This window comes from Sphingomonas sp. RIT328 (assembly GCF_000632225.1).
GTDB lineage: Bacteria > Pseudomonadota > Alphaproteobacteria > Sphingomonadales > Sphingomonadaceae > Sphingomonas > Sphingomonas kyungheensis.
The window spans coordinates 124,728-146,013 of sequence record NZ_JFYV01000001.1; the positions used below are offsets into that span (position 1 = coordinate 124,728).

Here is a 21,286-nt window from a genome sequence, read left to right on the forward strand (position 1 = left end):
CGGTCATACAGTTGCCATCAAAAACTTACGTTTGTGCCGTGTTCCCTTCACCCGCTCCATTCCCGTATCCCTGAGCGCACGCACGGTTCAGGCCCCGGCTCGAGCGCCCGCCGATGTTCGCCGTGGAGGCGAAGGCCATGCATGACAGCGCCTTAGCGGAGCGCTCATCGCACTAATTTCGTTGCCCGATCGCGGGAACCCCAGGCCGCCTCGCGGGTCGCACCGTGCATGAACCTCGTCGCGCCCGCGTTCGCCACCCTTGCCATCTCCCGTGTCATGCGGCCCGGGCACGAACAGGCGTTCGAGCCGTGGGCGGATCGCTGCGTCGCCGCGGCGCAGGCCCAGCCGCGGTTCCGCTGCGCGGTGCGGCTGGCGCAGGCGGGCGGGCTGCATCATCTGCTGCTGCAATTCGGCGACCGGACGGCGCTTGACGCCTGGACGGGGCAGGACGGCTATCGCGCGCTGTCCGACGAGGCGGACGATTTCTCGGTCGGGCTCGACCAGTCCGATGCCGGCACGCTGCTCGCCTTCACGCTGCCGAGCGAGGCGGCGGCGCGCAAGTGGAAGACGGCCTGCGTCACCTGGATCGGCGTCGTGCCGACCCTGCTGATCGTCAGCGCGGTGATCGGCTGGCTGCTGCCCGGTGCGCCCAAGGTGGTGCAGCAGATCCTGTCGTCGGTGATCCTTACCGCGGCGCTGACCTGGCTGATTCTGCCCAAGGTGCGCGGCTGGTCGCGTTTCTGGATGCTGCAGGACGAGCGCGGCCAGTTGTTGCGCAACGCCGAGTGACTCATCGTCGGCGCGCGATCACGCTCATTGTCAGCGTCTCGCCCAGCCGACGGGGATGATCGGCAGGACGGGTCTGGACGGTCGCGAGGTCTGCGTCCGCGGCGAGGGCGCCGGATCGATGCTGCCGCAGCTCGCGACCGTCGTCATGGCAAGACGGCGCCGGTCGCCATGACGAACGCCACAAGCATCCGTCGGTTGACCAAGTACGCCGGCAAGCCGCCCGCGCGCCGCTTTGCGCGGGCGCGCCGGGGCGGTAGAGGGGCCGACAGCGCCAGGGCCGCTGCCCCGTCGGCGATTGGCCCGGCGCGCTCTAGCTGACGAAAGCGAGCTGTTATGACCGACACTTCCTACGATACGCGCCTCGGCCTGTTGATCGACGGCGAGTGGATCACCGATCGCGAGACGCAACCGGTGCTCGATCCCGCCACCGGGGCGACGCTGGCGCAGGTGCCGCTGGCCACCGCCGCCGATCTCGATCGCGCGCTCGATGCCGCGGACCGCGCCTTCAAGAGCTGGCGCGCGGTCGCGCCGCAGGAGCGGGCGGCGGTCCTGTCACGGACCGCGGCGCTGGTCCGCGAGCGCGCCGACCGGCTCGCCCGCCTCGCGACGCTGGAAGAAGGCAAGCCGCTCGCCGAGGCGAAGGGCGAGGTGATGGCGACCGCCGCGCTGCTCGACTTCCACGCCGGCGAGGCGGTGCGCATCTACGGCCGGGTGCTGCCGCGCCCGGTGGGGACGCGCTCGCTGGTGCTGCATCAGCCGGTCGGCCCGGTCGCAGCCTTCTGCGCCTGGAACTTCCCGGTGATGAACCCGGTGCGCAAGCTGTCGCCGGCGATCGCCGCGGGCTGTTCGGTGATCCTCAAGCCGAGCGAGGAGACGCCGGGTGCGGCGGTCGAGATCCTGCGCTGCTTCGAGGATGCCGGCCTGCCCGCCGGGGTGGCGCAGCTCGTCTTCGGCGTGCCCGATGCGGTGTCGCGCCAGCTGCTCGCCTCGCCGGTGACGCGCAAGCTCAGCTTCACCGGCTCGGTGCCGGTCGGCAAGCATCTGCTCAAGCTCGCCGCCGATACGGTGATGAAGACGACGATGGAGCTGGGCGGGCACGGCCCGGTGCTGGTGTTCGACGATTGCGACCTCGATCGCACGCTCGACATCCTCGTCCAGCACAAGTTCCGCAACGCCGGACAGGTCTGCGTCGCGCCGACCCGCTTCCACGTCCAGCAGGGCATCTATGAGCGGTTCGCACAGGGCTTCGCCGAGCGCACCCGCGCGCTCAAGCTCGGCAACGGGCTCGAGGCGGGGACGCAGATGGGGCCGATGGCCAATCCGCGCCGGCCGGAGGCGATCGCCGGGCTGGTCGACGATGCGGTCGGCGCCGGCGCGCGGTTGCTCACCGGCGGCACGCGCGCGGAGGGGGAGGGGTTCTTCTTCGCCCCGACGGTGCTCGCCGACGTGCCGCTCGCCAGCCATGCGATGAACGAGGAGCCGTTCGGCCCGGTCGCGCTGATCGGCGCCTTCGCCACCGCCGATGACGCGATCGCGGAGGCGAACCGGTTGCCCTATGGCCTCGGCGCCTATTGCTTCACCGAAAACGGCCGGCTCCAGAACCGGCTCGGCGACGAGATCGAGGCCGGCATGGTGGCGATCAACACGGTGCGGCTGAGCTGGGGCGATGCGCCGTTCGGCGGGGTCAAGGACAGCGGCTTCGGTTCGGAAGACGGGCCGGAGGGGATCGCCGCGCATTGCATTACCAAGGCGGTGCATATCGCCTGACGGGGGCGGGGGCTGCCGCGCAGGCGGCCCCCGTCGCTCAGACGAAGCGGATCAGCATCAGCAGCAGGCCGAGCATCGCCACCACCCAGACGAGGCTGCGCACATAGGGCACGCCGAGCAGATAGAGCGGAATGTAGACGATCCGCGCGATCAGCCAGACCAGCGCACCGATCGCGCCGAGTCCGCCGGTCTGCCCCGTCGCCGCCAGCCCGAGCGCCAGCGCGAGGAAGGCGGGATAGGTCTCCTGGAAATTGGCGAGCGCACGGGCGGCGCGACCGGCGAGCACGCCGAGCGGTTTGACGTCGCCTTCGTCACGCGGTCCGGCGTTCCAGGCGAGGCCGCGATCATGCGTCGCGGTCTGGCCCTGCAGCATGATATGCACGACGAGCAGCACGATCGACGCCGCCAGCACGATCATCTCGGTCGCCATCACCCACACTCCCTCGTCATCCGCCGCAGCCAACGAGGCAGCGCGGCGAAGGCTCCGTGCAGCGCGAGACTAGCGCGACAGCAGCGCCGCGCCTTCGTAGCAGAGCGCGCCGATCAGCCCCGCCGCCGGCAGCGTCACCACCCAGGCGACGACGATCCGGCTCGCGACGTTCCAGCGCACCGCGGACAGCCGCCGTGCCGAGCCGACGCCGACGATCGCGCCGGTGATCGTGTGGGTCGAGGAGACCGGGATGCCGCCGACGGTCGCCATGAACAGGGTGATCGCGCCGCCGGTCTCGGCGCAGAATCCCTGCGCCGGGGTCAGCCGGGTGATCTTCGACCCCATCGTATGGACGATCTTCCACCCGCCCGACATCGTGCCGATCGCCATCGCCGCCTGGCACGACAGCACCACCCAGAAGGGGACGTGGAAGGCGCCGGTCAGCAGGCCCTGCGAATAGAGCAGGACGGTGATGATCCCCATCGTCTTCTGCGCGTCATTGGCGCCGTGGCCGAGGCTGTAGAGCGCGGCCGAGACGAGCTGGAGCTTGCGATAGCGCCGATCGACCCCCATCGGCGTCAGCCGCAGCGAGCTCCAGGCGACGACGAGCACGAGCAGCAGCGCGAGGATCATGCCGATCGTCGGCGACAGGAAGATCGCGCCGACCGTCTTGCCGACGCCCGCCCAGACGACGCTGTCGAACCCCGCCTTGCTGATCCCGGCGCCGAGCAGGCCGCCGATCAGCGCATGGCTGGAGCTGGACGGAATGCCATAGCGCCAGGTGATGACGTTCCAGACGATCGCACCCATCAGCGCGCCGAAGATCACCTGCGGATCGATGACGGTGGCACTGACGATGCCCTTGCCGACCGTCTGCGCGACATTGTGGTCGAAGACGGCGAAGGCGATGAAGTTGAAGAAGGCGGCCCAGATCACCGCATGATGCGGCTTGAGCACGCGCGTCGAGACCACCGTCGCGATCGAATTGGCGGCGTCGTGCAGTCCGTTGAGAAAGTCGAACAGCAGCGCGACGCCGATCAGCGCGACAAGCAGCGTGAAGGAGATGGTCATGACTCAGGCGTGATCGATGACGAGACCCTGGATCTCGTTGGCGATGTCCTCGAACCGGTCGGCGATGCGTTCGAGATGGCTGTAGATCTCGCGCTCGACAATGAAGCGCATCGTCTGGCTGTCGTCGCAGGATTTGAACAGGGCGTGCAGGCCGCGGGCGTGATGGTCGTCGACCTGCCCCTCAAGCTGCACCAGCCGGGCCGTGAGGTCGTGCAGCCGCGCGGCGTTGGTGTCGAGCTTGCGGAGCAGCGGAATGGCTTCGGCGGTGACCCGCGCCGCCTCGACGACGAGGTCGACCATCGCGCGCATGTCGGGCGCGAACTGATTGACCTCGTAGAGCGCGATCGTCGTCGCGGTCTGGTTCATCTGGTCGATCGAATCGTCCATCACCCCGATCAGGTCGGTGATCGCCGAACGGTCGAACGGCGTGACGAACACGCGGCGGACGTCCTGCAACACCTCACGCGTGATATCGTCCGCCTCATGCTCGCGATCGACGATCTCGGCGATATGCACCGGGATCGCGCCGTCGCCGCTGAACAGCTTCTGCAAGGCGTCCGCACCCGCGACCAGCGTCGCGGCATGGGCTTCGAATTGTTCGAAGAACCGACCTTGCTTCGGCATCAGCGCCTGGAACCAGGCTACCATAAGAGACCTTTCGTTGGTGGCGGGGGGCGCATGGGGCGGCGCGGCGCGCGAGGCAAGCCGAAATTGCGCACTGCACCATCGGGGGACGCCGCCGCACGCGCGCCGATCCCGCCGGCGGCGGTCGGTCGACGGGGGCGCGCGCAGGCCATGAGGCTATGCTATCACATTGCCGGCAAAAGGCTATCGCATCACGAGCAAGGCTTCCGCCGGGATCGTCGGGAGCGATCGATCCGGATCGCACCCGATGCAAAATTATATTTCGTCGATCGGCGCGGTCATGATCGCACGCAGGCCGGGATGATTGTCGCCATATTCGATCACGCCCGACAGGCGCTGGACCATCGCGTCCATCATCCGGCTGCCGAATCCCTCGCCGTCGCCCTTGCCGCGGCCGTCGTCGGCGACGATCAGCCGCAGCTTGCCGCCATGCTGTTCGAGCGCGATCGCCAGCGGTCCGGCCGCGCCGCCATAGGCATATTTGGTCGCGTTGATCACCAGCTCGGTCAGGATCAGGCCGATATTCACCGCCCGGTCGGTCGGCACCAGCACCGGCGCGAGGTCGAGCTTGATATGCCGCCCCCATTCGGCGCCGAGCGACGTCCGCATATCGGCGATCAGCTCGTCGACATAGCGGGCGAGATCGACGCTTTCGACCTGATCGTCACGATACAGGCGGCGGTGGACCAGCGCCACCGCGGCGAGTCGCGCCTGCGCCTCGGCGAGGTGATCGGCGACGACGGGGCTGTTGGCGGTCTTGGCCTGGAGGCGGAGGAACGAGGCGACCAGCTGCAGGCTGTTCTGCACGCGATGATTGACCTCCTTCATCAGGACGTCCTTCTGCGCGAGCAGCGCATCCTTCTCGCTCAGCGCGCGGGCATATTCGCGGTTGAGCGTGCGGACCTGAAGGTGCTGGCGCGCCTCATGGAAGCGGCGGCGCAGGCGATGCGCGGCCTCGATCTGTTCGAGCGTCCAGCGCTGCGAACAGCCGCGGACCGTCTCGCTATAGCTGGCGAAGGAGGTGCGCGGCGTCAGCGTCTCGCCGGGCGTGACCGCGACCGACTTGTGGGGATTGCCTGCCCATTCGATCGTCTCGACCGTCTCGGCACGCAGCCACAGCAGGATCGCATCCTCGTCGAACAGCGGCAGTGCGAGCAGGCCGCTCATCATGGTCTCATGCGCGCGCGCCATCGGGAAGAGCGCACCCAGTTCGTGCGTCGCGAGCGGCTCGCCACCGCGTTCGCGCACCCACCGGGCGATACCGGCGAGCACATTGTCGTCGGGGCAGCGGCCCGAGCGTTCGATCTGGTTGCCCGCGACCATGGCAAAGCCGTCGGCGTGCAGCATCGCGCGCAATTCGTCCTTCACCGCGATGATCGAGGCGCGCAGCGGCTCCTCGCTGTTGAGGCGCGGCACCATATGGTCCTCGTCGGCGCGCAGCGTCAGGCGCTCGCGATAGGCGGCGGCCTCCTCCTTGGCGCGAATCTGCCGGGCGAGGCCGCTGGCCAGCGTCGCCGCGGTGTTGCGGACGTCGGGCGGCAGCACGCGCGGGCTGTTGTGGTGACAGGCGATCAGCCCCCACAGCAAGCCGTCCTTGACGATCGAGATCGACGCCGACGCCTCCACCCCCATATTGCGGAGATATTGCAGGTGGATCGGCGAGACATGGCGCACCGCGACGTCGCTGAGGTCGATATGGTCAAAGGCGGCCGGGCGCAGCGGCGCCGGGTCATAGTCGACCGTCGGGATCGTCCGCGTGCGGTTGCGCACATAGAGCGCGCGCGCCTGCCGCGGAATGTCGGAGGCGGGGAAGCGATGGTTGCGGAAGGTGGCCAGCGACGGATCGCGATCCTCCGCCACCACCTGTCCGGCGTCGTCGTCGAGGAAGCGGTAGATCATCACCCGATCGAAGCCGGTGAGCATCCGGAACGCACCGGCAGCGCGGTCGTACAGCGTCTGGAGATCGGCGGCGCGCTCGAAACTCGCCGCGACCGCGTCGAGCCAGGCCAGCGTCGTCGATACCGACGCCGGCGCGCCCGCGACCGGCTCGAGCTCGACGAGCAGATGCGTGCCGCCACGATGCACCGTCGCCACGAACGATTCGCCGATTCCCGGCACGACGATCTGGCTGGTCGCGTCCAGCCCGCCCGGCAGATGGTGGAGCAGCGCTTGGATATCTTGGCCGAGCAGATCGGCGAGCGGCCGGCCCTGCCAGTGCGTCGCCAGCCGCGCCTCGATCGCCCCCGCGCCGGCGATCACCGCATGACCGGGGCCGGCTTCGGCGACCAGCAGCAGCCCGTGCGGCTGGATGGCGCCTGGGATATGAATGGGTTCGCGATCACAGGCCGTCAGGTCGAGACTCGGATCTGTTTCGAGGGGGATCGCCATTGTCACCGTATGCAACTCGTCCAGTCCAGCATGGCCTGACCCGTATGGCTTTACAAATGAACCCGTGCTGATCCAAATCAATATGTTGGCAAGTCGAGCACCCACTTGCGGCCGCCCGGATCGGCGCATTAGCAGCTTTCCGGCAGCAGCAGCGTTCGGAAAGCCATGATCACTCTATTCCACGTCAGCGATGTCCATTTCGGCGCAGAGGACCCACAGGCGATCGCCTGGTTCGGCGAACGCGTTACCGCGGAACGCCCCGATGCGGTGATCATGACCGGCGACCTGACGATGCGCGCGACGCGATCCGAGTTCGAGCGGGGCGGGGCGTGGCTGCGCAGCCTCGGCGTGCCGGTGACGCTGGAGATCGGCAACCACGACATCCCTTATTACTGGGATCCGTTTCGCCGCCTGTTCGCGCCCTATCAGCGCTATGCCGCGGTGGAGAAGATGATCGAGCGCGAGCTCGACCTGCCCGGCGTGACGATCGTCCCGCTCAAGACGATCGCGCGGGCGCAATGGCGCTGGAATTGGTCGAAGGGCCGGGTAGGGGCGGGTTCCTTACGCCGCGCGCTGGCGATGATCGACGCGGCGCCCAAGGACCGGCTGATCTTCGTCGCCGCGCATCACCCTCTTATCGAAGGCCCGACCAAGGGCACGGCCAGCACGCGCAATGGCGACGGGGCGCTGACCGCGCTGGCGGAGGCGGGGGCGCATGCGGTGCTGTCGGGCCATGTCCATGACCCCTTCGACGTTCCGGTCGCGCGCGCGGGGCGGACGATAAGGATGATCGGTGCCGGAACGCTGTCGAAGCGGACGCGCCATTCGCCGCCGGCGTTCAATGAGATCCGCGTCCATAACGGTGGCTTCGAAACGATCGCCCGGACGATGGGCGGAGACGCCGCGGTGATCGGCGATGCGACGGCCGATGTCGGGCGCCTGTCCTAGCGGCGCGGCGGCTCAGTTGAGTAGCGACATCGTCCCCCAGGATTGCCACAGCGGGTTGGAATTGGAGGATTCGCGAGCGATCATAAGCGCTTCCTCGATGCGGATCGCAGCGAGGTCGAGCCCGACCGCATCGGCGATCTGACAGGCCTCGACCAACAGCGTCTCCAGAGTCTCAAGCGGCTGCGACTGCGACGACATATTCATCATTTCATATCCCACGAGGCCAAATGCCCCGCCCCCGTGCTGATATACGGTATATGCCCGTTATCGCCAATGTGGTGCAAGTTTTAATTGTGCTCGGCAAACAGCCCGTGCCGCAATTCCCAATATCCAGTCGCGCGCGAGACACAGTTCCTGTCGCGAGTGGTTATCATCAGCAAAATACCGTCATCCCCTCCAAAGATCAGACGGAAAAGCCACCCAATCACGTCCGTTTCTTGATTTGTATCAAGAGGGACGGAGCGGCGGGCATCATTCGGTGAAATTTTTTTAAGGTGGCGTTGCGGTGCGCGCGCGGGGCCGCTGCCGGCATACGCCCAAAACAAAACCGCCGCCCGGTCACCCGGACGGCGGTTTCGTGTGCTCGGCAAGAGGCCAGGATCACTCCTGGTTGAGATACTCACCCGCGGCGGCATCGCTGCCGTCGCCCGAGGGCACGACCTCGGCGAGCGGGTCAGGACCCGTGCCGGCATCGTCGCGCACCGTGCGCTGCTGCTCCGCGGCCCGCTGTTCCGCGGCCGAGATCGGGGCGACGATCGCCGCCGACAGCGCCCGCTGCTGTGCCCGCAGCGCCGCGTCGCGCGACGAAGCGGCGACCCGCAGCCGGTTCATGCCCGCGCCGGTACCCGCCGGGATCAGCCGGCCGACGATGACATTCTCCTTCAGACCCATCAGCGTGTCCTGCTTGCCCTGGACCGCCGCCTCGGTGAGGACGCGGGTGGTCTCCTGGAACGACGCCGCCGAGATGAAGCTGCGGGTCTGCAGCGACGCCTTGGTGATGCCGAGCAGCACCGGCTTGCCCTGCGCGGGCTGCTGGTTCTTCTCGAGCTTCTCGTTCGTCGCGTCCATTTCCTCGCGATCGACCTGCTCGCCCTTGAGCAGCGTGGTGTCGCCGCCGTCGGTGATCTCGACCTTCTGCAGCATCTGACGAACGATCGTCTCGATGTGCTTGTCGTTGATCTTGACGCCCTGCAGTCGATAGACTTCCTGGATTTCGCTGACCAGATATTCGGCCAGCGGCTCGATGCCCATCGTCTCCAGGATGTCATGCGGGTTGGGCGAACCACCGATCAGGTTGTCGCCACGCTTGACGTAGTCGCCTTCCTGAACGTCGATCACCTTCGACTTCGGCACCAGATATTCGACGACCTCGCCGCCATCCTCGGGCTGGATGCCGATCTTGCGCTTCGCCTTATAGTCCTTGCCGAACACGACCCGGCCGGAGACCTTGGCGATGATCGCCGCCTCCTTGGGGATGCGCGCCTCGAACAGTTCGGCGACGCGCGGCAGACCGCCGGTGATGTCGCGGGTCTTGGCGGACTCGCGGCTGACACGGGCGAGCACGTCGCCCGCCTGCACCTCGGCATTGTCGTCGACCGACAGCACCGCACCGGCAGCGAGCATGTAGCGCGCCGCTTCGCCGTCTTCCGACGTCGTCAGGGTCAGACGCGGACGCAGATCCTCCTTCGACTTGGACGAGGTGCGATATTCGATCACCACGCGCTGCGCGATGCCGGTCGCTTCGTCGGTCTGCTCGGTGAGCGTCTTGCCCTCGATCAGATCCTGATACTTCACGATGCCCGAATTCTCGGTGATCACCGGCATGGTGAACGGATCCCACTCCGCCATGCGATCGCCCTTCGACAGCATGTGGCCGTCGTCGAACATCACATAGGCGCCATAGGGGATACGGTGCGTCGACAGTTCGCGGCCGTCCATGTCGACGATCGCGATCTCGCCCGAACGCGACAGCGTCACCCGCCGCCCGCGCTGATCGACGATCAGGCGCAGGTCGCGGAACTGGGCGGTGCCGTCGACCGGCGCCTCCAGGTTCGACTGTTCGTTGAGCTGCGCCGCGCCGCCGATGTGGAAGGTGCGCATCGTCAGCTGCGTACCCGGCTCGCCGATCGACTGCGCCGCGATCACGCCGACCGCCTCGCCGATGTTGACCGGCGTACCGCGGGCGAGGTCGCGCCCGTAGCACTTGCCGCACACGCCGATCTTGCTTTCGCAGACCAGCGGCGAGCGGATCTTCATCCCCTGGATGCCGATCTTCTCGATCTGCGCGATCATCGCCTCGTCGAGCAACGTGCCCGTCGGGATGATGACCTCACCGCTCTTGGCGTCGACCACGTCCTCCGCCGTCGTGCGGCCGAGGATGCGCTCGCCGAGCGAGGCGATGGTCGAACCGCCCTGCACGATCGCCTTCATCTCCAGCGCGCGCTCGGTGCCGCAATCCTCCTCGACGATGACGCAATCCTGCGACACGTCGACGAGGCGGCGGGTGAGATAACCCGAGTTGGCGGTTTTCAACGCGGTGTCCGCGAGGCCCTTACGAGCACCGTGGGTCGAGTTGAAATATTCGAGGACGGTCAGGCCTTCCTTGAAGTTCGAGATGATCGGCGTCTCGATGATCTCGCCCGACGGCTTGGCCATCAGCCCGCGCATGCCGGCAAGCTGCTTGATCTGCGCCTGCGAGCCACGGGCACCCGAGTGGGCCATCATGTAGATCGAGTTGATGTCCTTCTCGCGGCCCTTCATCGGCCCGTCCTCATAGTGACGGACGGCCTTGATCTCGTTCATCATCGAGTTCGCCACCTGATCGCCGCAGCGGCTCCAGGCGTCGATCACCTTGTTGTACTTTTCCTGCTGCGTGATCAGGCCGTCCTGATACTGCTGCTCGAAGTCCTTCACCTGATCGCGCGTCTCGTCGACCAGCTTGTCCTTGTCCGGCGCGATGATCATGTCGTCCTTGCCGAACGAAATGCCGGCGCGGAACGCGTGACGGAAGCCCAGTGCCATGATCGCATCGGCGAACAGCACGGTCTCCTTCTGGCCGGTGTGACGATAGACCTCGTCGATCACGTCGCCGACGTCCTTCTTGGTGAGCAGGCGGTTGACGGTCTCGAACGGCACCTTGTGGCTGTGCGGCAGGGTTTCACCCAGCAGCATGCGGCCCGGGGTCGTCTCGTAGCGCTTGAGGTACTGCTTGCCGTTCTCGTCGGTCTGCGGAACGCGGCTGACGATCTTGGTGTGCAGCGTCACCGCACCCGCGTTGAGCGCCTGATGCACCTCGGCCATGTCGCCGAGCAGCATGCCTTCGCCCGGCTCGCCTTCCTTCATCATCGACAGATAATAGAGACCCAGCACCATGTCCTGCGACGGCACGATGATCGGCTTGCCGTTGGCGGGCGACAGGATGTTGTTGGTCGACATCATCAGGACGCGCGCTTCCAGCTGCGCCTCGAGGCTCAGCGGCACGTGCACGGCCATCTGGTCGCCGTCGAAGTCGGCGTTGAACGCCGAGCAGACCAGCGGGTGGAGCTGGATCGCCTTGCCCTCGATCAGCACCGGCTCGAACGCCTGGATGCCGAGCCGGTGGAGCGTCGGTGCGCGGTTGAGCATCACCGGATGCTCGCGGATCACCTCATCCAGGATGTCCCAGACTTCCTTGCGCTCCTTCTCGACCCACTTCTTCGCCTGCTTGAGCGTCATGCTCAGGCCCTTGGCGTCGAGGCGGGCGTAGATGAACGGCTTGAACAGCTCGAGCGCCATCTTCTTGGGCAGGCCGCACTGGTGCAGCTTCAATTCCGGGCCGGTCACGATCACCGAACGACCCGAATAGTCGACGCGCTTGCCGAGAAGGTTCTGCCGGAAGCGGCCCTGCTTGCCCTTGAGCATGTCGGACAGCGACTTCAGCGGACGCTTGTTGGCGCCGGTGATCGTCCGGCCGCGGCGGCCGTTGTCGAACAGAGCGTCGACCGCTTCCTGCAACATGCGCTTTTCGTTGCGGACGATGATGTCCGGCGCACGCAGCTCCATCAGGCGCTTCAACCGGTTGTTGCGGTTGATGACGCGGCGGTACAGGTCGTTGAGATCCGACGTCGCGAAGCGGCCACCGTCGAGCGGCACCAGCGGGCGCAGTTCGGGCGGGATGACCGGCACGACTTCGAGGATCATCCATTCGGGACGGTTGCCCGATTCGAGGAAGCTCTCGACGACCTTGAGCCGCTTGATGATCTTCTTCGGCTTCAGCTCCGACTTGGTCGTCGCCAGCTCTTCGAGCAGCTGCGTCTTCTCGCCCTCGAGATCGAGGCTTTCGAGCATGATGCGCACGGCCTCGGCGCCGATCCCGGCGGAGAAGGCGTCCTCACCATATTGGTCCTGCGCCTCGAGCAGCTCGTCCTCGGTCATCAGCTGGAACTTCTCCAGCGGCGTCAGGCCCGGCTCGATGACGATATAGGCCTCGAAATACAGCACGCGCTCGAGCTGCTTGAGCTGCATGTCGAGCAGCAGGCCGATGCGCGACGGCAGCGACTTGAGGAACCAGATGTGCGCGACCGGGGCGGCGAGCTCGATATGGCCCATCCGCTCGCGGCGGACCTTCGACACGGTGACTTCGACGCCGCATTTCTCGCAGACGATGCCCTTGTACTTCATACGCTTGTACTTGCCGCACAGGCATTCGTAATCCTTGATCGGACCGAAGATGCGTGCGCAGAACAGGCCGTCACGCTCGGGCTTGAACGTGCGGTAGTTGATGGTTTCGGGCTTCTTGATCTCGCCGAACGACCACGAGCGGATCTTGTCAGGCGAGGCGATGCCGATCTGGATCTGGTCGAAGGTTTCGGGCTTGGCGATCGGGTTCGCGAAGTTGGTCAGTTCGTTCATGAACCTGTCCTCTTAAAATCTCTGTCTCCTCTCCCCTTGTGGGAGAGGAAGGGGCCCGCTGCCGAAGGCAGTGGGAAGGTGAGGGGGAAGCGATGCGGCTGCCGTGCCGCACTGCCCCTCACCCCGCGCCGCGTTCCGCGGCTTGCCCCTCTCCCACAGGGGGAGAGGGGACTTGAGGTCACTCCGCGGCGATCGCGATGCCGTCCTCGTCGACCTGGTCCTGCATCGTCTTCAAGTCGACGTTGAGGCCCAGCGAGCGCATTTCCTTGACGAGCACGTTGAAGCTCTCGGGGATGCCGGCCTCGAACGTGTCGTCACCCTTGACGATCGCCTCATAGACCTTGGTGCGGCCGACCACGTCGTCGGACTTCACCGTCAGCATCTCCTGCAAGGTGTAGGCGGCGCCATAGGCCTGCAAGGCCCAGACCTCCATCTCGCCGAAGCGCTGGCCGCCGAACTGCGCCTTGCCGCCCAGCGGCTGCTGGGTGACGAGCGAGTAGGGCCCGATCGAACGCGCGTGGATCTTGTCGTCCACCAGATGGTGCAGCTTGAGCATGTAGATGATGCCCACCGTCACCTTGCGGTCGAACTTGTCGCCGGTGCGTCCGTCGAACAGCTCCGACTGGCCCGACGTGTCGAGACCCGCCAGCTCCAGCATCGCCGACACGTCGCTTTCGCGGGCGCCGTCGAACACCGGGGTGCCCATCGGAATGCCGGTCCGGATGTTCTGGACCAGCTCGGCGATCTCTTCCGGCTCGCGGCTCTGGATGTCGTCGGCATAATGATCGCCATAGACCTCGACGAGGCGCGAACGGACCGCGTCGGGCATCTCGCCCGCCTTGGCGTCCGGATTCGCCTCGCGCCAATCCTCGAGCGCGGTCGCAACCTGCATGCCCAGGTTACGGGCAGCCCAGCCGAGATGCGTTTCGAAGATCTGCCCGACATTCATGCGCGACGGCACGCCCAGCGGGTTGAGCACCAGATCGACCGGCGTCCCGTCGGCGAGGAACGGCATGTCCTCCTGCGGCAGGATGCGGCTGATCACGCCCTTGTTGCCGTGACGGCCGGCCATCTTGTCGCCCGGCTGCAGCTTGCGCTTCACCGCGACGAACACCTTGACCATCTTGAGCACGCCCGGCGGCAGCTCGTCGCCACGCTCCAGCTTCTCGCGGCGGTCATGGAACTTGTCCGTGATCCGCTTGGCCGCCTCGTCATACTGCTGCTTGACGGCTTCGAGATTGGCCTGGACCGCATCGTCCTGCACCGCGAACTTCCACCACTCGTGGCGGTCGACGCTGTCGAGCAGGTCCATGTCGATCGTCGAGCCCTTCTTGAGGCCCTTCGGAACGGCGGTGGCGACCTGGTCGAGCAGCATTTCGCGCAGGCGGCTCCACGTCGCCCGGTTGAGGATCGTGCGCTCGTCGTCCGAGTCCTTCTTGAGGCGCTCGATCTCCTCGCGCTCGATCGCCATCGCGCGCTCGTCCTTGTCGATGCCGTGGCGATTGAAGACGCGCACGTCGACGATCGTCCCGGCGACGCCCGGCGGCAGGCGCAGCGAGGTGTCGCGCACGTCGCTCGCCTTCTCACCGAAGATCGCGCGGAGCAGCTTTTCTTCCGGCGTCATCGGGCTTTCGCCCTTCGGCGTGATCTTGCCGACGAGGATGTCGCCCGGCTCGACCTCGGCACCGACGTAGACGATGCCCGCCTCGTCGAGGTTGCGCAATGCTTCCTCGCCGACGTTGGGGATGTCGCGCGTGATGTCCTCGGGCCCGAGCTTGGTGTCGCGGGCCATCACCTCGAACTCGTCGATGTGGATCGACGTGAACACGTCGTCCTTCACGATCCGCTCGGAGATGAGGATCGAGTCCTCGTAGTTGTAGCCGTTCCACGGCATGAACGCGACGAGCGCGTTGCGGCCGAGCGCCAGCTCGCCGAACTCGGTCGACGGACCGTCGGCGATGACGTCGCCGGCGTTGACCACGTCGCCCACCTTCACCAGCGGACGCTGGTTGATGCAGGTCGACTGGTTCGAGCGCTGGAACTTCATCAGCGTGTAGATGTCGACACCCGACTTGGCCGAATCGACCTCACCGGTGGCGCGCACGACGATGCGGCTGGCATCGACCTGGTCGACGATGCCGGCACGCTTGGCGGCGATCGCGGCGCCCGAATCGCGCGCCACGGTCTCTTCCATGCCGGTGCCGACGAACGGCGCCTCGGCCTTGACCAGCGGCACCGCCTGGCGCTGCATGTTCGAGCCCATCAGCGCGCGGTTGGCGTCGTCGTTCTCGAGGAACGGGATCAGCGACGCGGCGACCGACACCAGCTGCTTGGGGCTGACGTCCATCAGCGTGATCGTCTCGGGCAGCGCCATCAGGAACTCGCCCGCCTGACGGGCCGACACCAGCTCCTCGGCGAAGCTGCCGTCGTCCTTCAGCTCGGCCGAGGCCTGCGCGATCGTATGCTTGGCCTCTTCCATCGCCGACAGATAGACGACGTCGTCAGTGACCTTGCCGTCGACGATCTTGCGGTACGGCGTCTCGATGAAGCCGTATTTGTTGACCCGGCTGAACGAGGCGAGGCTGTTGATCAGACCGATGTTCGGGCCTTCCGGCGTCTCGATCGGGCAGATGCGGCCATAATGCGTCGGGTGGACGTCGCGGACTTCGAAGCCCGCGCGTTCCCGCGTCAGACCGCCCGGCCCGAGCGCCGAGACACGACGCTTGTGCGTCACTTCCGACAGCGGGTTGGTCTGGTCCATGAACTGCGACAGCTGCGACGAGCCGAAGAATTCCCGCACCGCGGCGACCGCCGGCTTGGCGTTGATCAGGTCGTTCGGCATCACTGTCGACACGTCGACAGAGGACATGCGCTCCTTGACCGCACGCTCCATGCGCAGCAGGCCGACGCGATACTGGTTCTCGAGCAGCTCGCCGACCGAGCGGACGCGGCGGTTGCCGAGATTGTCGATGTCGTCGATCTCGCCCTTGCCGTCCTTGAGGTCGACCAGCGTCTTGACCACGGCGAGGATATCCTCGGTGCGCAGCGTCGTCACCGTATCCGGGCAGTCGAGGTCGAGGCGCATGTTGAGCTTGACGCGGCCGACCGCCGACAGGTCGTAGCGGTCCGGATCGAAGAACAGGCCGGCGAACAGCGCTTCCGCAGTCTCCAGCGTCGGCGGCTCGCCGGGGCGCATGACGCGATAGATGTCGCTCAGCGCCTGCTCGCGCTCCTCGGCCTTGTCGGCCTTGAGCGTGTTGCGGATCCAGGCACCAGTCGAGACGTGATCGATGTCGAGCAGCTCGATCGTGTCGATGCCGGCCTTGTCGAGCGCCTCGAGATTCTCGGCGCCGATCTCATCGCCCGCCTCGACGTAGATCTCGCCGGTCTGCTCGTTGATCAGGTCATAGGCCGAATAGCGGCCGAAGATCTCTTCGGTCGGGATCAGCAGCTGGGTGAGGCCGTCCTTGGCCGCCTTGTTGGCCGCGCGCGGGCTGATCTTCTGCTGCGCGGCGAACACGACTTCGCCCGACGAGGCGTCGACGATGTCGAACAGCGGCTTGACGCCACGCCAGTTCTCTGGCGCGAACGGGATGATCCAGCCGCCTTGGCCGCGCACATAGGTGACGCGGTTGTAGAAGTGGTTGAGGATGTCCTCGCTGGTCATGCCGAGCGCATAGAGCAGCGCCGTCACCGGCAGCTTGCGCTTACGGTCGATGCGGACGTTGACGATGTCCTTGGCGTCGAACTCGAAGTCGAGCCACGAGCCGCGATACGGAATGACGCGGGCGGCGAACAGATACTTGCCCGACGCATGCGTCTTGCCGCGATCGTGATCGAACAGCACGCCCGGCGAGCGGTGCATCTGGCTGACGATGACGCGCTCGGTGCCGTTGATGAAGAAGGTGCCGTTCTCGGTCATGAGCGGCATGTCGCCCATGTAGACGTCCTGCTCCTTGATATCGATGACCGACTTGGCCTCGGTATCCGGATCGACCTCGAACGCGGTCAGGCGCAGCGTGACACGCATCGGCGCGGCATAGGTGATGCCGCGCTGGCGGCATTCCTCGACGTCGAACTTCGGCGGTTCGAGGACGTAATCGTCGAAGTCGAGATAGGCGGTGCCGGCGAAATCCTGGATCGGGAACACGCTGCGCAGCGTCTTCTCGAGTCCCGAGACGTGGCCGATGCTCTTGTCCGAACGGAGGAACTGCTCGTAGCTCTCGCGCTGAACCTCGATCAGGTTCGGCATCTGGATGACTTCGTGGATGTCCCCGAAGATCTTGCGGATGCGCCGCTTCGCGGTGCTGCCCTGGATCGCTTTGCTGGCCATGGTGTTATGCCCTCAGTCGTGGCCCGCCAGCGGACACTGGCGACGGCCGGAATATCGTGCCCGGGAACCCCCGGAGCGGGACGCGAGGTGCGACGCAAAAAAGCCGATCGCATCCAAGTGCGTCGGCCTTCAGCGTCTTTGAAACCAGAACCCTCTATCCGTACGGGGCGCTGCGCGACGGCGCCCCATGTCCCGAAAGCTTTGGTGAACCGCCGATATAGGCGGCTTGCCCCGCCGTGTCAAAGGGGTGGCGGCGGCGGGCGGCGCGGCCGTGCCGTTCGCTCCGTCGCCATAGCGGGGCAGTTCGTCGCAGCGGGGGTGGCGGTCGTCAACCGTTCACTAAGGAGCGCGCAAGGGTTTTGGGTGAGATCAGAGTACATGACCATGATGCGGGGCGCGCGGCTGGGCGCGATCGCCCTTTCGGCGGCGGCTCTGGCGGGGACGCCGGGGCTCGCGCAGTCCAATACGAGCGCGCCGCAGACGATCCCGGGGCTCGACAATTTCAGCCTGTCGCCGTCGCGCCCGGCCACCCCCGCGCCGGTCGTTCCCGAGCCGACGCCTGCACCCAGCCCGACGCCGGCTCCGACCCCGACTCCGCGTGCAGTCCCGACCCCGCGGACTACGCCCACGCCGCGCGCCACACCGACGCCGCGTGCGACGCCGACCCCGGCCGCGACGCCCACCGTCGCACCCGCGCCCAGCATCGCGCCGCAGCCCGCCGCAACGGCGCCGACGACGCCGGCGGCGCTGCCGACGGACGAACCGTCCGCCACCCCGCTCGCGACGCCGAGCCCGACCCCCACACCGGTGGCTGCACCCGCGGCTGCCGGGGACGGATCGAATCTCTGGTGGCTGATCGCGGTCGCGGTGATCGCAGCGGGCTTGGGCGGTTGGTGGTGGCTACGCCGTCGCTCGCGCGAGGCGGTCGATGAAGCGCCTGCGGTCGCGCCGGTTGCGCCACCGCCACCGGCGCCACCTATGCAGGATCGTTTGCCCACGCCAGCGGCAACGCCGACGACGGCCCCGACCCCGGCGATGTTCGAGCCGCCCGCGGCGCGCGCCCGGCTCGCGCTCGCGCTGCATCCGCGCCGCGCCGGGCTCAACCTGCTCAGCGCCACGGTCGAGGCGGAACTCGACGTCCGCAATGCCGGGACGGCGCCGGCACAGGCGATCCGCATCGCCGCGACGCTGACCGGCGCCGGACCGGGGCAGGAGGGTGATGTCGCCGCCATCTATGCCGCGCCGCCGGGACGCACCGCGGTGCCACCCTTCGCGCTGGCGCCGGGGGAGTCACGCCGCGTCCGCGTCGTCGTCGCCCTGTCGCGCACGGAGATCCGCCCGCTCGAGGCGGCGGGGCGGCCGATGTTCGTGCCCGTCGTCGTCGTCAACGTCGTCTATGATGCCGGTGGCGGCGAGGGGCAGGTCGGCAACGCCTTCGCGGTCGGCGTCGAGCGCGTCGACTCGGCGAAACTGGTGCCGTTCTGGCTCGATCAGCCCGCGCGGATGTACGATGTGCTCGGCGTCCGCCCCTATGCCGCTGCCGTGGAGCGGTGAGCGGCGCAATTCGCGCTTGATCCGCATCGCAGGTTGTCGCTAACCGTGTCCAAAGTGGTCCTTTCTCGGGGCCGGGAGACCCCATGGCAGGCGAACGTCACGGTGCCGCGATCTGGGCGGCGATCTGCCGCACGACCAATGTCGCGCATTTCGATGCCGCCGGCCATGTCGTGTGGGCGAGCGAGCGCTATTGCACGACCTTCGGCTATCAGCTCGAAGACCTGCTCGGCATGCCGCACCGCGCCTTCTGCTCGCCGGAGGTGCGGGCGTCGGCCGACTATCGGCAATTGTGGCTCGACCTCGCGCTCGGCCGCGCCGTCTCGCTCGATTGCACGCGGATCGGCCGGGACGGACGCGAGCTGCGGCTGCACGCCGATTACGATCCGCTGCTCGACGATGACGGCGCGGTCTGCGGCTTCGTCAAGGTCGCCAGCGAACGGACCGCGCCACCGTCCGATGACGAGACGCGCGACGCCCGCCTCGTCGCGCTCGACCGCAGCCATGCGGTCATCGACTTCACGCCGGACGGGATCATCCTCGACGCCAATGCGCGGTTCCTCGCGCTCACCGGCTATGACCGCGACGATCTGATCGGCCGCCACCATCGCATCCTGTGCGATCCGGTCGATGCCGGTGCGCTGGCCTATACCGCCCTCTGGGCGAGGCTCGCCGCCGGCGAGAGCGAGGCGGGGGTCCTGGCGTGGATCGACAGCAAGGGGGCGCCGTTATGGCTGCAGGCAAGCTATACGCCGGTCGCCGACGCGGACGGCACGCCGCAGCGCATCGTCGCCATCGCCACCGACGTCACCCGCCGCGTCCGCCTCGACCATGATGTCGCCGCGCGCCACGACGAGGTGCGCCGCCACCAGGCGGCGATCGCCGACAAGACGGGGGAGATGCAGGCGACGATGACGCAGCTCGCCGCGCTGGTCGACGCGATGACCGCGATGAGCCGGCAGACCGAGCTGATGGCGATCAACGCCGCGATCGACGCGGCGCGTGCCGGCGAGCCGCCGGCGACGGTGATCCGGCCCGAGTCCTGGCGTCCCGCACGCCGGCGGTGACGCATAACGAAAGGGGCGACCTCCTCGCGAAGGCCGCCCCATCCGTTGCACGATCCGCCCGACGCCGTGACGCCGGACGGTTCGGACCAGCTTACTTAAGTTCGACGGTCGCGCCGGCGTCTTCAAGCTGCTTCTTGACCTTCTCGGCCTCGTCCTTGTTCACGCCTTCCTTGACGGCCTTCGGCGCGCCTTCGACGAGCGCCTTGGCTTCGGTCAGGCCGAGACCGGTGATGGCGCGGACTTCCTTGATGACGTTGATCTTCTTGCCACCGTCGCCGGTGAGGATCACGTCGAACTCGGTCTTCTCTTCCGCGGCCGGGGCACCGGCGCCCGCGCCACCGGCGGCGGGAGCCGCGGCGACGGCAGCGGCGGCCGAAACGCCCCACTTCTCTTCGAGCATCTTCGAGAGCTCGGCGGCCTCGAGGACGGTCAGTTCGCTCAGCTGGTCAACCAGCGCGTTCAGGTCTGCCATGATACTTCCTTCATATGCCGGGGCGGAACGCCCCTAAGTGTCAGTTGAAAATCGCTTGTCCGAAAGCGCCTGAAGCTCAGGCGGCTTCCTTCTCGGCGTAGGCCGACAGCACGCGCGCGATCTGCGCCGCGGGAGCCTGGGTGATGGTCGCGAGCTTCGTTGCCGGGGCAACGATGAGGCCGACGATCTTCGCCCGGAGTTCATCCAGCGAGGGCAGGGTGGCGAGCGCTTGCACGCCGGCAACGTCGAGAGAGGTCGCACCCATCGCACCGCCGACGATTTCGAACTTGTCGTTCGTCTTCGCGAATTCGACCGCTACCTTGGCAGCGGCGACGGGGTCGATCGAGGTGGCAAGGCCGACCGGGCCGGTGAGCAGGTCGCCCACAGAGCCGTAATCGGTGCCATCGAGTGCGATCTTGGCAAGCTTGTTCTTCGAGACCTTGTAGGTCGCGCCGGCGTCCCGCATCGCGTTGCGCAGTCGGGTCGACTGGGCAACCGTCATTCCGTTGTTGCGGGTGACGACCACCACGCCGACCTCGGAAAAGGTGCGATTCAACTCGGCAACGGCCGCGGCCTTTTGAGCACGATCCATGCCATTCTCCACGTTTTGAGAGCGCCGCACGAAGCGACCCTCCCGGTTACAAACCGGAGGGGAAAACCCCGCCGGGGTTGTCCATCGATGGGGAAGGCACCCGTGAAGGGCGGCAGACCGGCGCGACGGAGCGCTCCGATCGTTCGAAATCCTGTCCCCGTCTCGGCAGGGCATTAAGCCGTGGCAAATCCGCGGCACCTGCTGTCTTGGACGGATGCGCGGCGGGCGGACCCACCGGCAAGCGCGGGCCTTTACCGCAGTTACGTGCGAAGTCAACCATGCCCTTCGGTGCGCGGCGGCAAGCACCGGAATTATGTCAGAAACTGATACGTCTATTACGGAC

General features: G+C 67.0%; 13 protein-coding genes and 1 pseudogene. 5 read left to right on the forward strand and 9 right to left on the reverse strand.

Annotation, left to right across the window (positions count from 1 at the left end):
- Nucleotides 1-228: 228 nt before the first annotated feature.
- Together BW41_RS19890 and BW41_RS00635 are read left to right on the forward strand one after the other, a co-directional pair.
- On the forward strand, nucleotides 229-789 hold the full coding sequence (locus BW41_RS19890) for a hypothetical protein (protein WP_152542028.1): 561 nt from the start codon (nucleotides 229-231) through the stop codon (nucleotides 787-789).
- A gap of 333 nt (nucleotides 790-1,122) precedes the next feature.
- Nucleotides 1,123-2,556 (forward strand): NAD-dependent succinate-semialdehyde dehydrogenase, encoded by a 1,434-nt coding sequence (locus BW41_RS00635; protein ID WP_037530296.1) that lies wholly within the window; start codon nucleotides 1,123-1,125, stop codon nucleotides 2,554-2,556.
- Nucleotides 2,557-2,593: 37 nt separating this feature from the next.
- On the opposite strand, the gene BW41_RS00640 is transcribed toward BW41_RS00635, so the two are convergent.
- The 4 genes and pseudogenes from BW41_RS00640 to BW41_RS00655 all read right to left on the reverse strand — a co-directional run bounded on the left by BW41_RS00640 (nucleotide 2,594) and on the right by BW41_RS00655 (nucleotide 7,090).
- Nucleotides 2,594-2,986, reverse strand: coding sequence for an MAPEG family protein (locus tag BW41_RS00640; protein ID WP_037530298.1), 393 nt, complete (start codon nucleotides 2,984-2,986; stop codon nucleotides 2,594-2,596).
- Nucleotides 2,987-3,055: 69 nt separating this feature from the next.
- On the reverse strand, nucleotides 3,056-4,057 hold the full coding sequence (locus BW41_RS00645; RefSeq protein ID WP_037530299.1) for an inorganic phosphate transporter: 1,002 nt from the start codon (nucleotides 4,055-4,057) through the stop codon (nucleotides 3,056-3,058).
- Nucleotides 4,058-4,060: 3 nt separating this feature from the next.
- Nucleotides 4,061-4,720: pseudogene (locus tag BW41_RS00650) on the reverse strand (DUF47 domain-containing protein); the annotation flags it as partial.
- Between the two features lie 237 nt (nucleotides 4,721-4,957).
- Nucleotides 4,958-7,090, reverse strand: coding sequence for a histidine kinase dimerization/phosphoacceptor domain -containing protein (locus BW41_RS00655; RefSeq protein ID WP_037530303.1), 2,133 nt, complete (start codon nucleotides 7,088-7,090; stop codon nucleotides 4,958-4,960).
- A gap of 165 nt (nucleotides 7,091-7,255) precedes the next feature.
- Here BW41_RS00655 and BW41_RS00660 point away from each other — a divergent pair, with 165 nt between their 5' ends.
- A complete protein-coding gene (locus BW41_RS00660; protein WP_037530304.1) occupies nucleotides 7,256-8,038 on the forward strand; it encodes a metallophosphoesterase family protein in 783 nt (260 codons plus the stop codon).
- Between the two features lie 12 nt (nucleotides 8,039-8,050).
- On the opposite strand, the gene BW41_RS00665 is transcribed toward BW41_RS00660, so the two are convergent.
- The 3 genes from BW41_RS00665 to rpoB form a co-directional block, all read right to left on the reverse strand.
- A complete protein-coding gene (locus BW41_RS00665) occupies nucleotides 8,051-8,242 on the reverse strand; it encodes a hypothetical protein (RefSeq protein WP_152542030.1) in 192 nt (63 codons plus the stop codon).
- Nucleotides 8,243-8,638: 396 nt separating this feature from the next.
- Nucleotides 8,639-12,928, reverse strand: coding sequence for a DNA-directed RNA polymerase subunit beta' (rpoC, locus tag BW41_RS00670; RefSeq protein ID WP_037530308.1), 4,290 nt, complete (start codon nucleotides 12,926-12,928; stop codon nucleotides 8,639-8,641).
- Nucleotides 12,929-13,106: 178 nt separating this feature from the next.
- Nucleotides 13,107-17,261, reverse strand: coding sequence for a DNA-directed RNA polymerase subunit beta (rpoB, locus tag BW41_RS00675; RefSeq protein WP_037530310.1), 4,155 nt, complete (start codon nucleotides 17,259-17,261; stop codon nucleotides 13,107-13,109).
- Between the two features lie 378 nt (nucleotides 17,262-17,639).
- Here rpoB and BW41_RS21685 point away from each other — a divergent pair, with 378 nt between their 5' ends.
- Both BW41_RS21685 and BW41_RS00690 read left to right on the forward strand, forming a co-directional pair.
- Nucleotides 17,640-18,815 (forward strand): hypothetical protein, encoded by a 1,176-nt coding sequence (locus BW41_RS21685; protein ID WP_235199442.1) that lies wholly within the window; start codon nucleotides 17,640-17,642, stop codon nucleotides 18,813-18,815.
- Between the two features lie 83 nt (nucleotides 18,816-18,898).
- A complete protein-coding gene (locus BW41_RS00690) occupies nucleotides 18,899-19,879 on the forward strand; it encodes a methyl-accepting chemotaxis protein (protein WP_037530313.1) in 981 nt (326 codons plus the stop codon).
- Nucleotides 19,880-19,970: 91 nt separating this feature from the next.
- On the opposite strand, the gene rplL is transcribed toward BW41_RS00690, so the two are convergent.
- Together rplL and rplJ are read right to left on the reverse strand one after the other, a co-directional pair.
- Nucleotides 19,971-20,351 carry a 50S ribosomal protein L7/L12 gene (gene rplL, locus BW41_RS00695; RefSeq protein WP_037530315.1) on the reverse strand — a complete coding sequence of 127 codons (381 nt, stop codon included), beginning with the start codon at nucleotides 20,349-20,351 and terminating at the stop codon, nucleotides 19,971-19,973.
- A 76-nt stretch (nucleotides 20,352-20,427) separates the two neighbouring features.
- On the reverse strand, nucleotides 20,428-20,943 hold the full coding sequence (gene rplJ / locus BW41_RS00700; RefSeq protein WP_037530318.1) for a 50S ribosomal protein L10: 516 nt from the start codon (nucleotides 20,941-20,943) through the stop codon (nucleotides 20,428-20,430).
- Nucleotides 20,944-21,286 lie beyond the last annotated feature (343 nt).

What these genes read in the sequence shown, in the direction of transcription:
- BW41_RS19890 (WP_152542028.1), top strand. Translation starts at nt 229, where the DNA reads ATGAACCTCGTCGCGCCCGCGTTCGCCACCCTTGCCATCTCCCGTGTC.
- BW41_RS00660 (WP_037530304.1), top strand. Translation starts at nt 7,256, where the DNA reads ATGATCACTCTATTCCACGTCAGCGATGTCCATTTCGGCGCAGAGGAC.
- BW41_RS00640 (WP_037530298.1), bottom strand. Translation starts at nt 2,986, where the DNA reads ATGGCGACCGAGATGATCGTGCTGGCGGCGTCGATCGTGCTGCTCGTC.
- rplL (WP_037530315.1), bottom strand. Translation starts at nt 20,351, where the DNA reads ATGGCAGACCTGAACGCGCTGGTTGACCAGCTGAGCGAACTGACCGTC.
- BW41_RS00645 (WP_037530299.1), bottom strand. Translation starts at nt 4,057, where the DNA reads ATGACCATCTCCTTCACGCTGCTTGTCGCGCTGATCGGCGTCGCGCTG.
- rpoC (WP_037530308.1), bottom strand. Translation starts at nt 12,928, where the DNA reads ATGAACGAACTGACCAACTTCGCGAACCCGATCGCCAAGCCCGAAACC.
- rplJ (WP_037530318.1), bottom strand. Translation starts at nt 20,943, where the DNA reads ATGGATCGTGCTCAAAAGGCCGCGGCCGTTGCCGAGTTGAATCGCACC.
- BW41_RS00635 (WP_037530296.1), top strand. Translation starts at nt 1,123, where the DNA reads ATGACCGACACTTCCTACGATACGCGCCTCGGCCTGTTGATCGACGGC.
- BW41_RS00665 (WP_152542030.1), bottom strand. Translation starts at nt 8,242, where the DNA reads ATGAATATGTCGTCGCAGTCGCAGCCGCTTGAGACTCTGGAGACGCTG.
- BW41_RS00655 (WP_037530303.1), bottom strand. Translation starts at nt 7,090, where the DNA reads ATGGCGATCCCCCTCGAAACAGATCCGAGTCTCGACCTGACGGCCTGT.
- rpoB (WP_037530310.1), bottom strand. Translation starts at nt 17,261, where the DNA reads ATGGCCAGCAAAGCGATCCAGGGCAGCACCGCGAAGCGGCGCATCCGC.
- BW41_RS21685 (WP_235199442.1), top strand. Translation starts at nt 17,640, where the DNA reads ATGACCATGATGCGGGGCGCGCGGCTGGGCGCGATCGCCCTTTCGGCG.
- BW41_RS00690 (WP_037530313.1), top strand. Translation starts at nt 18,899, where the DNA reads ATGGCAGGCGAACGTCACGGTGCCGCGATCTGGGCGGCGATCTGCCGC.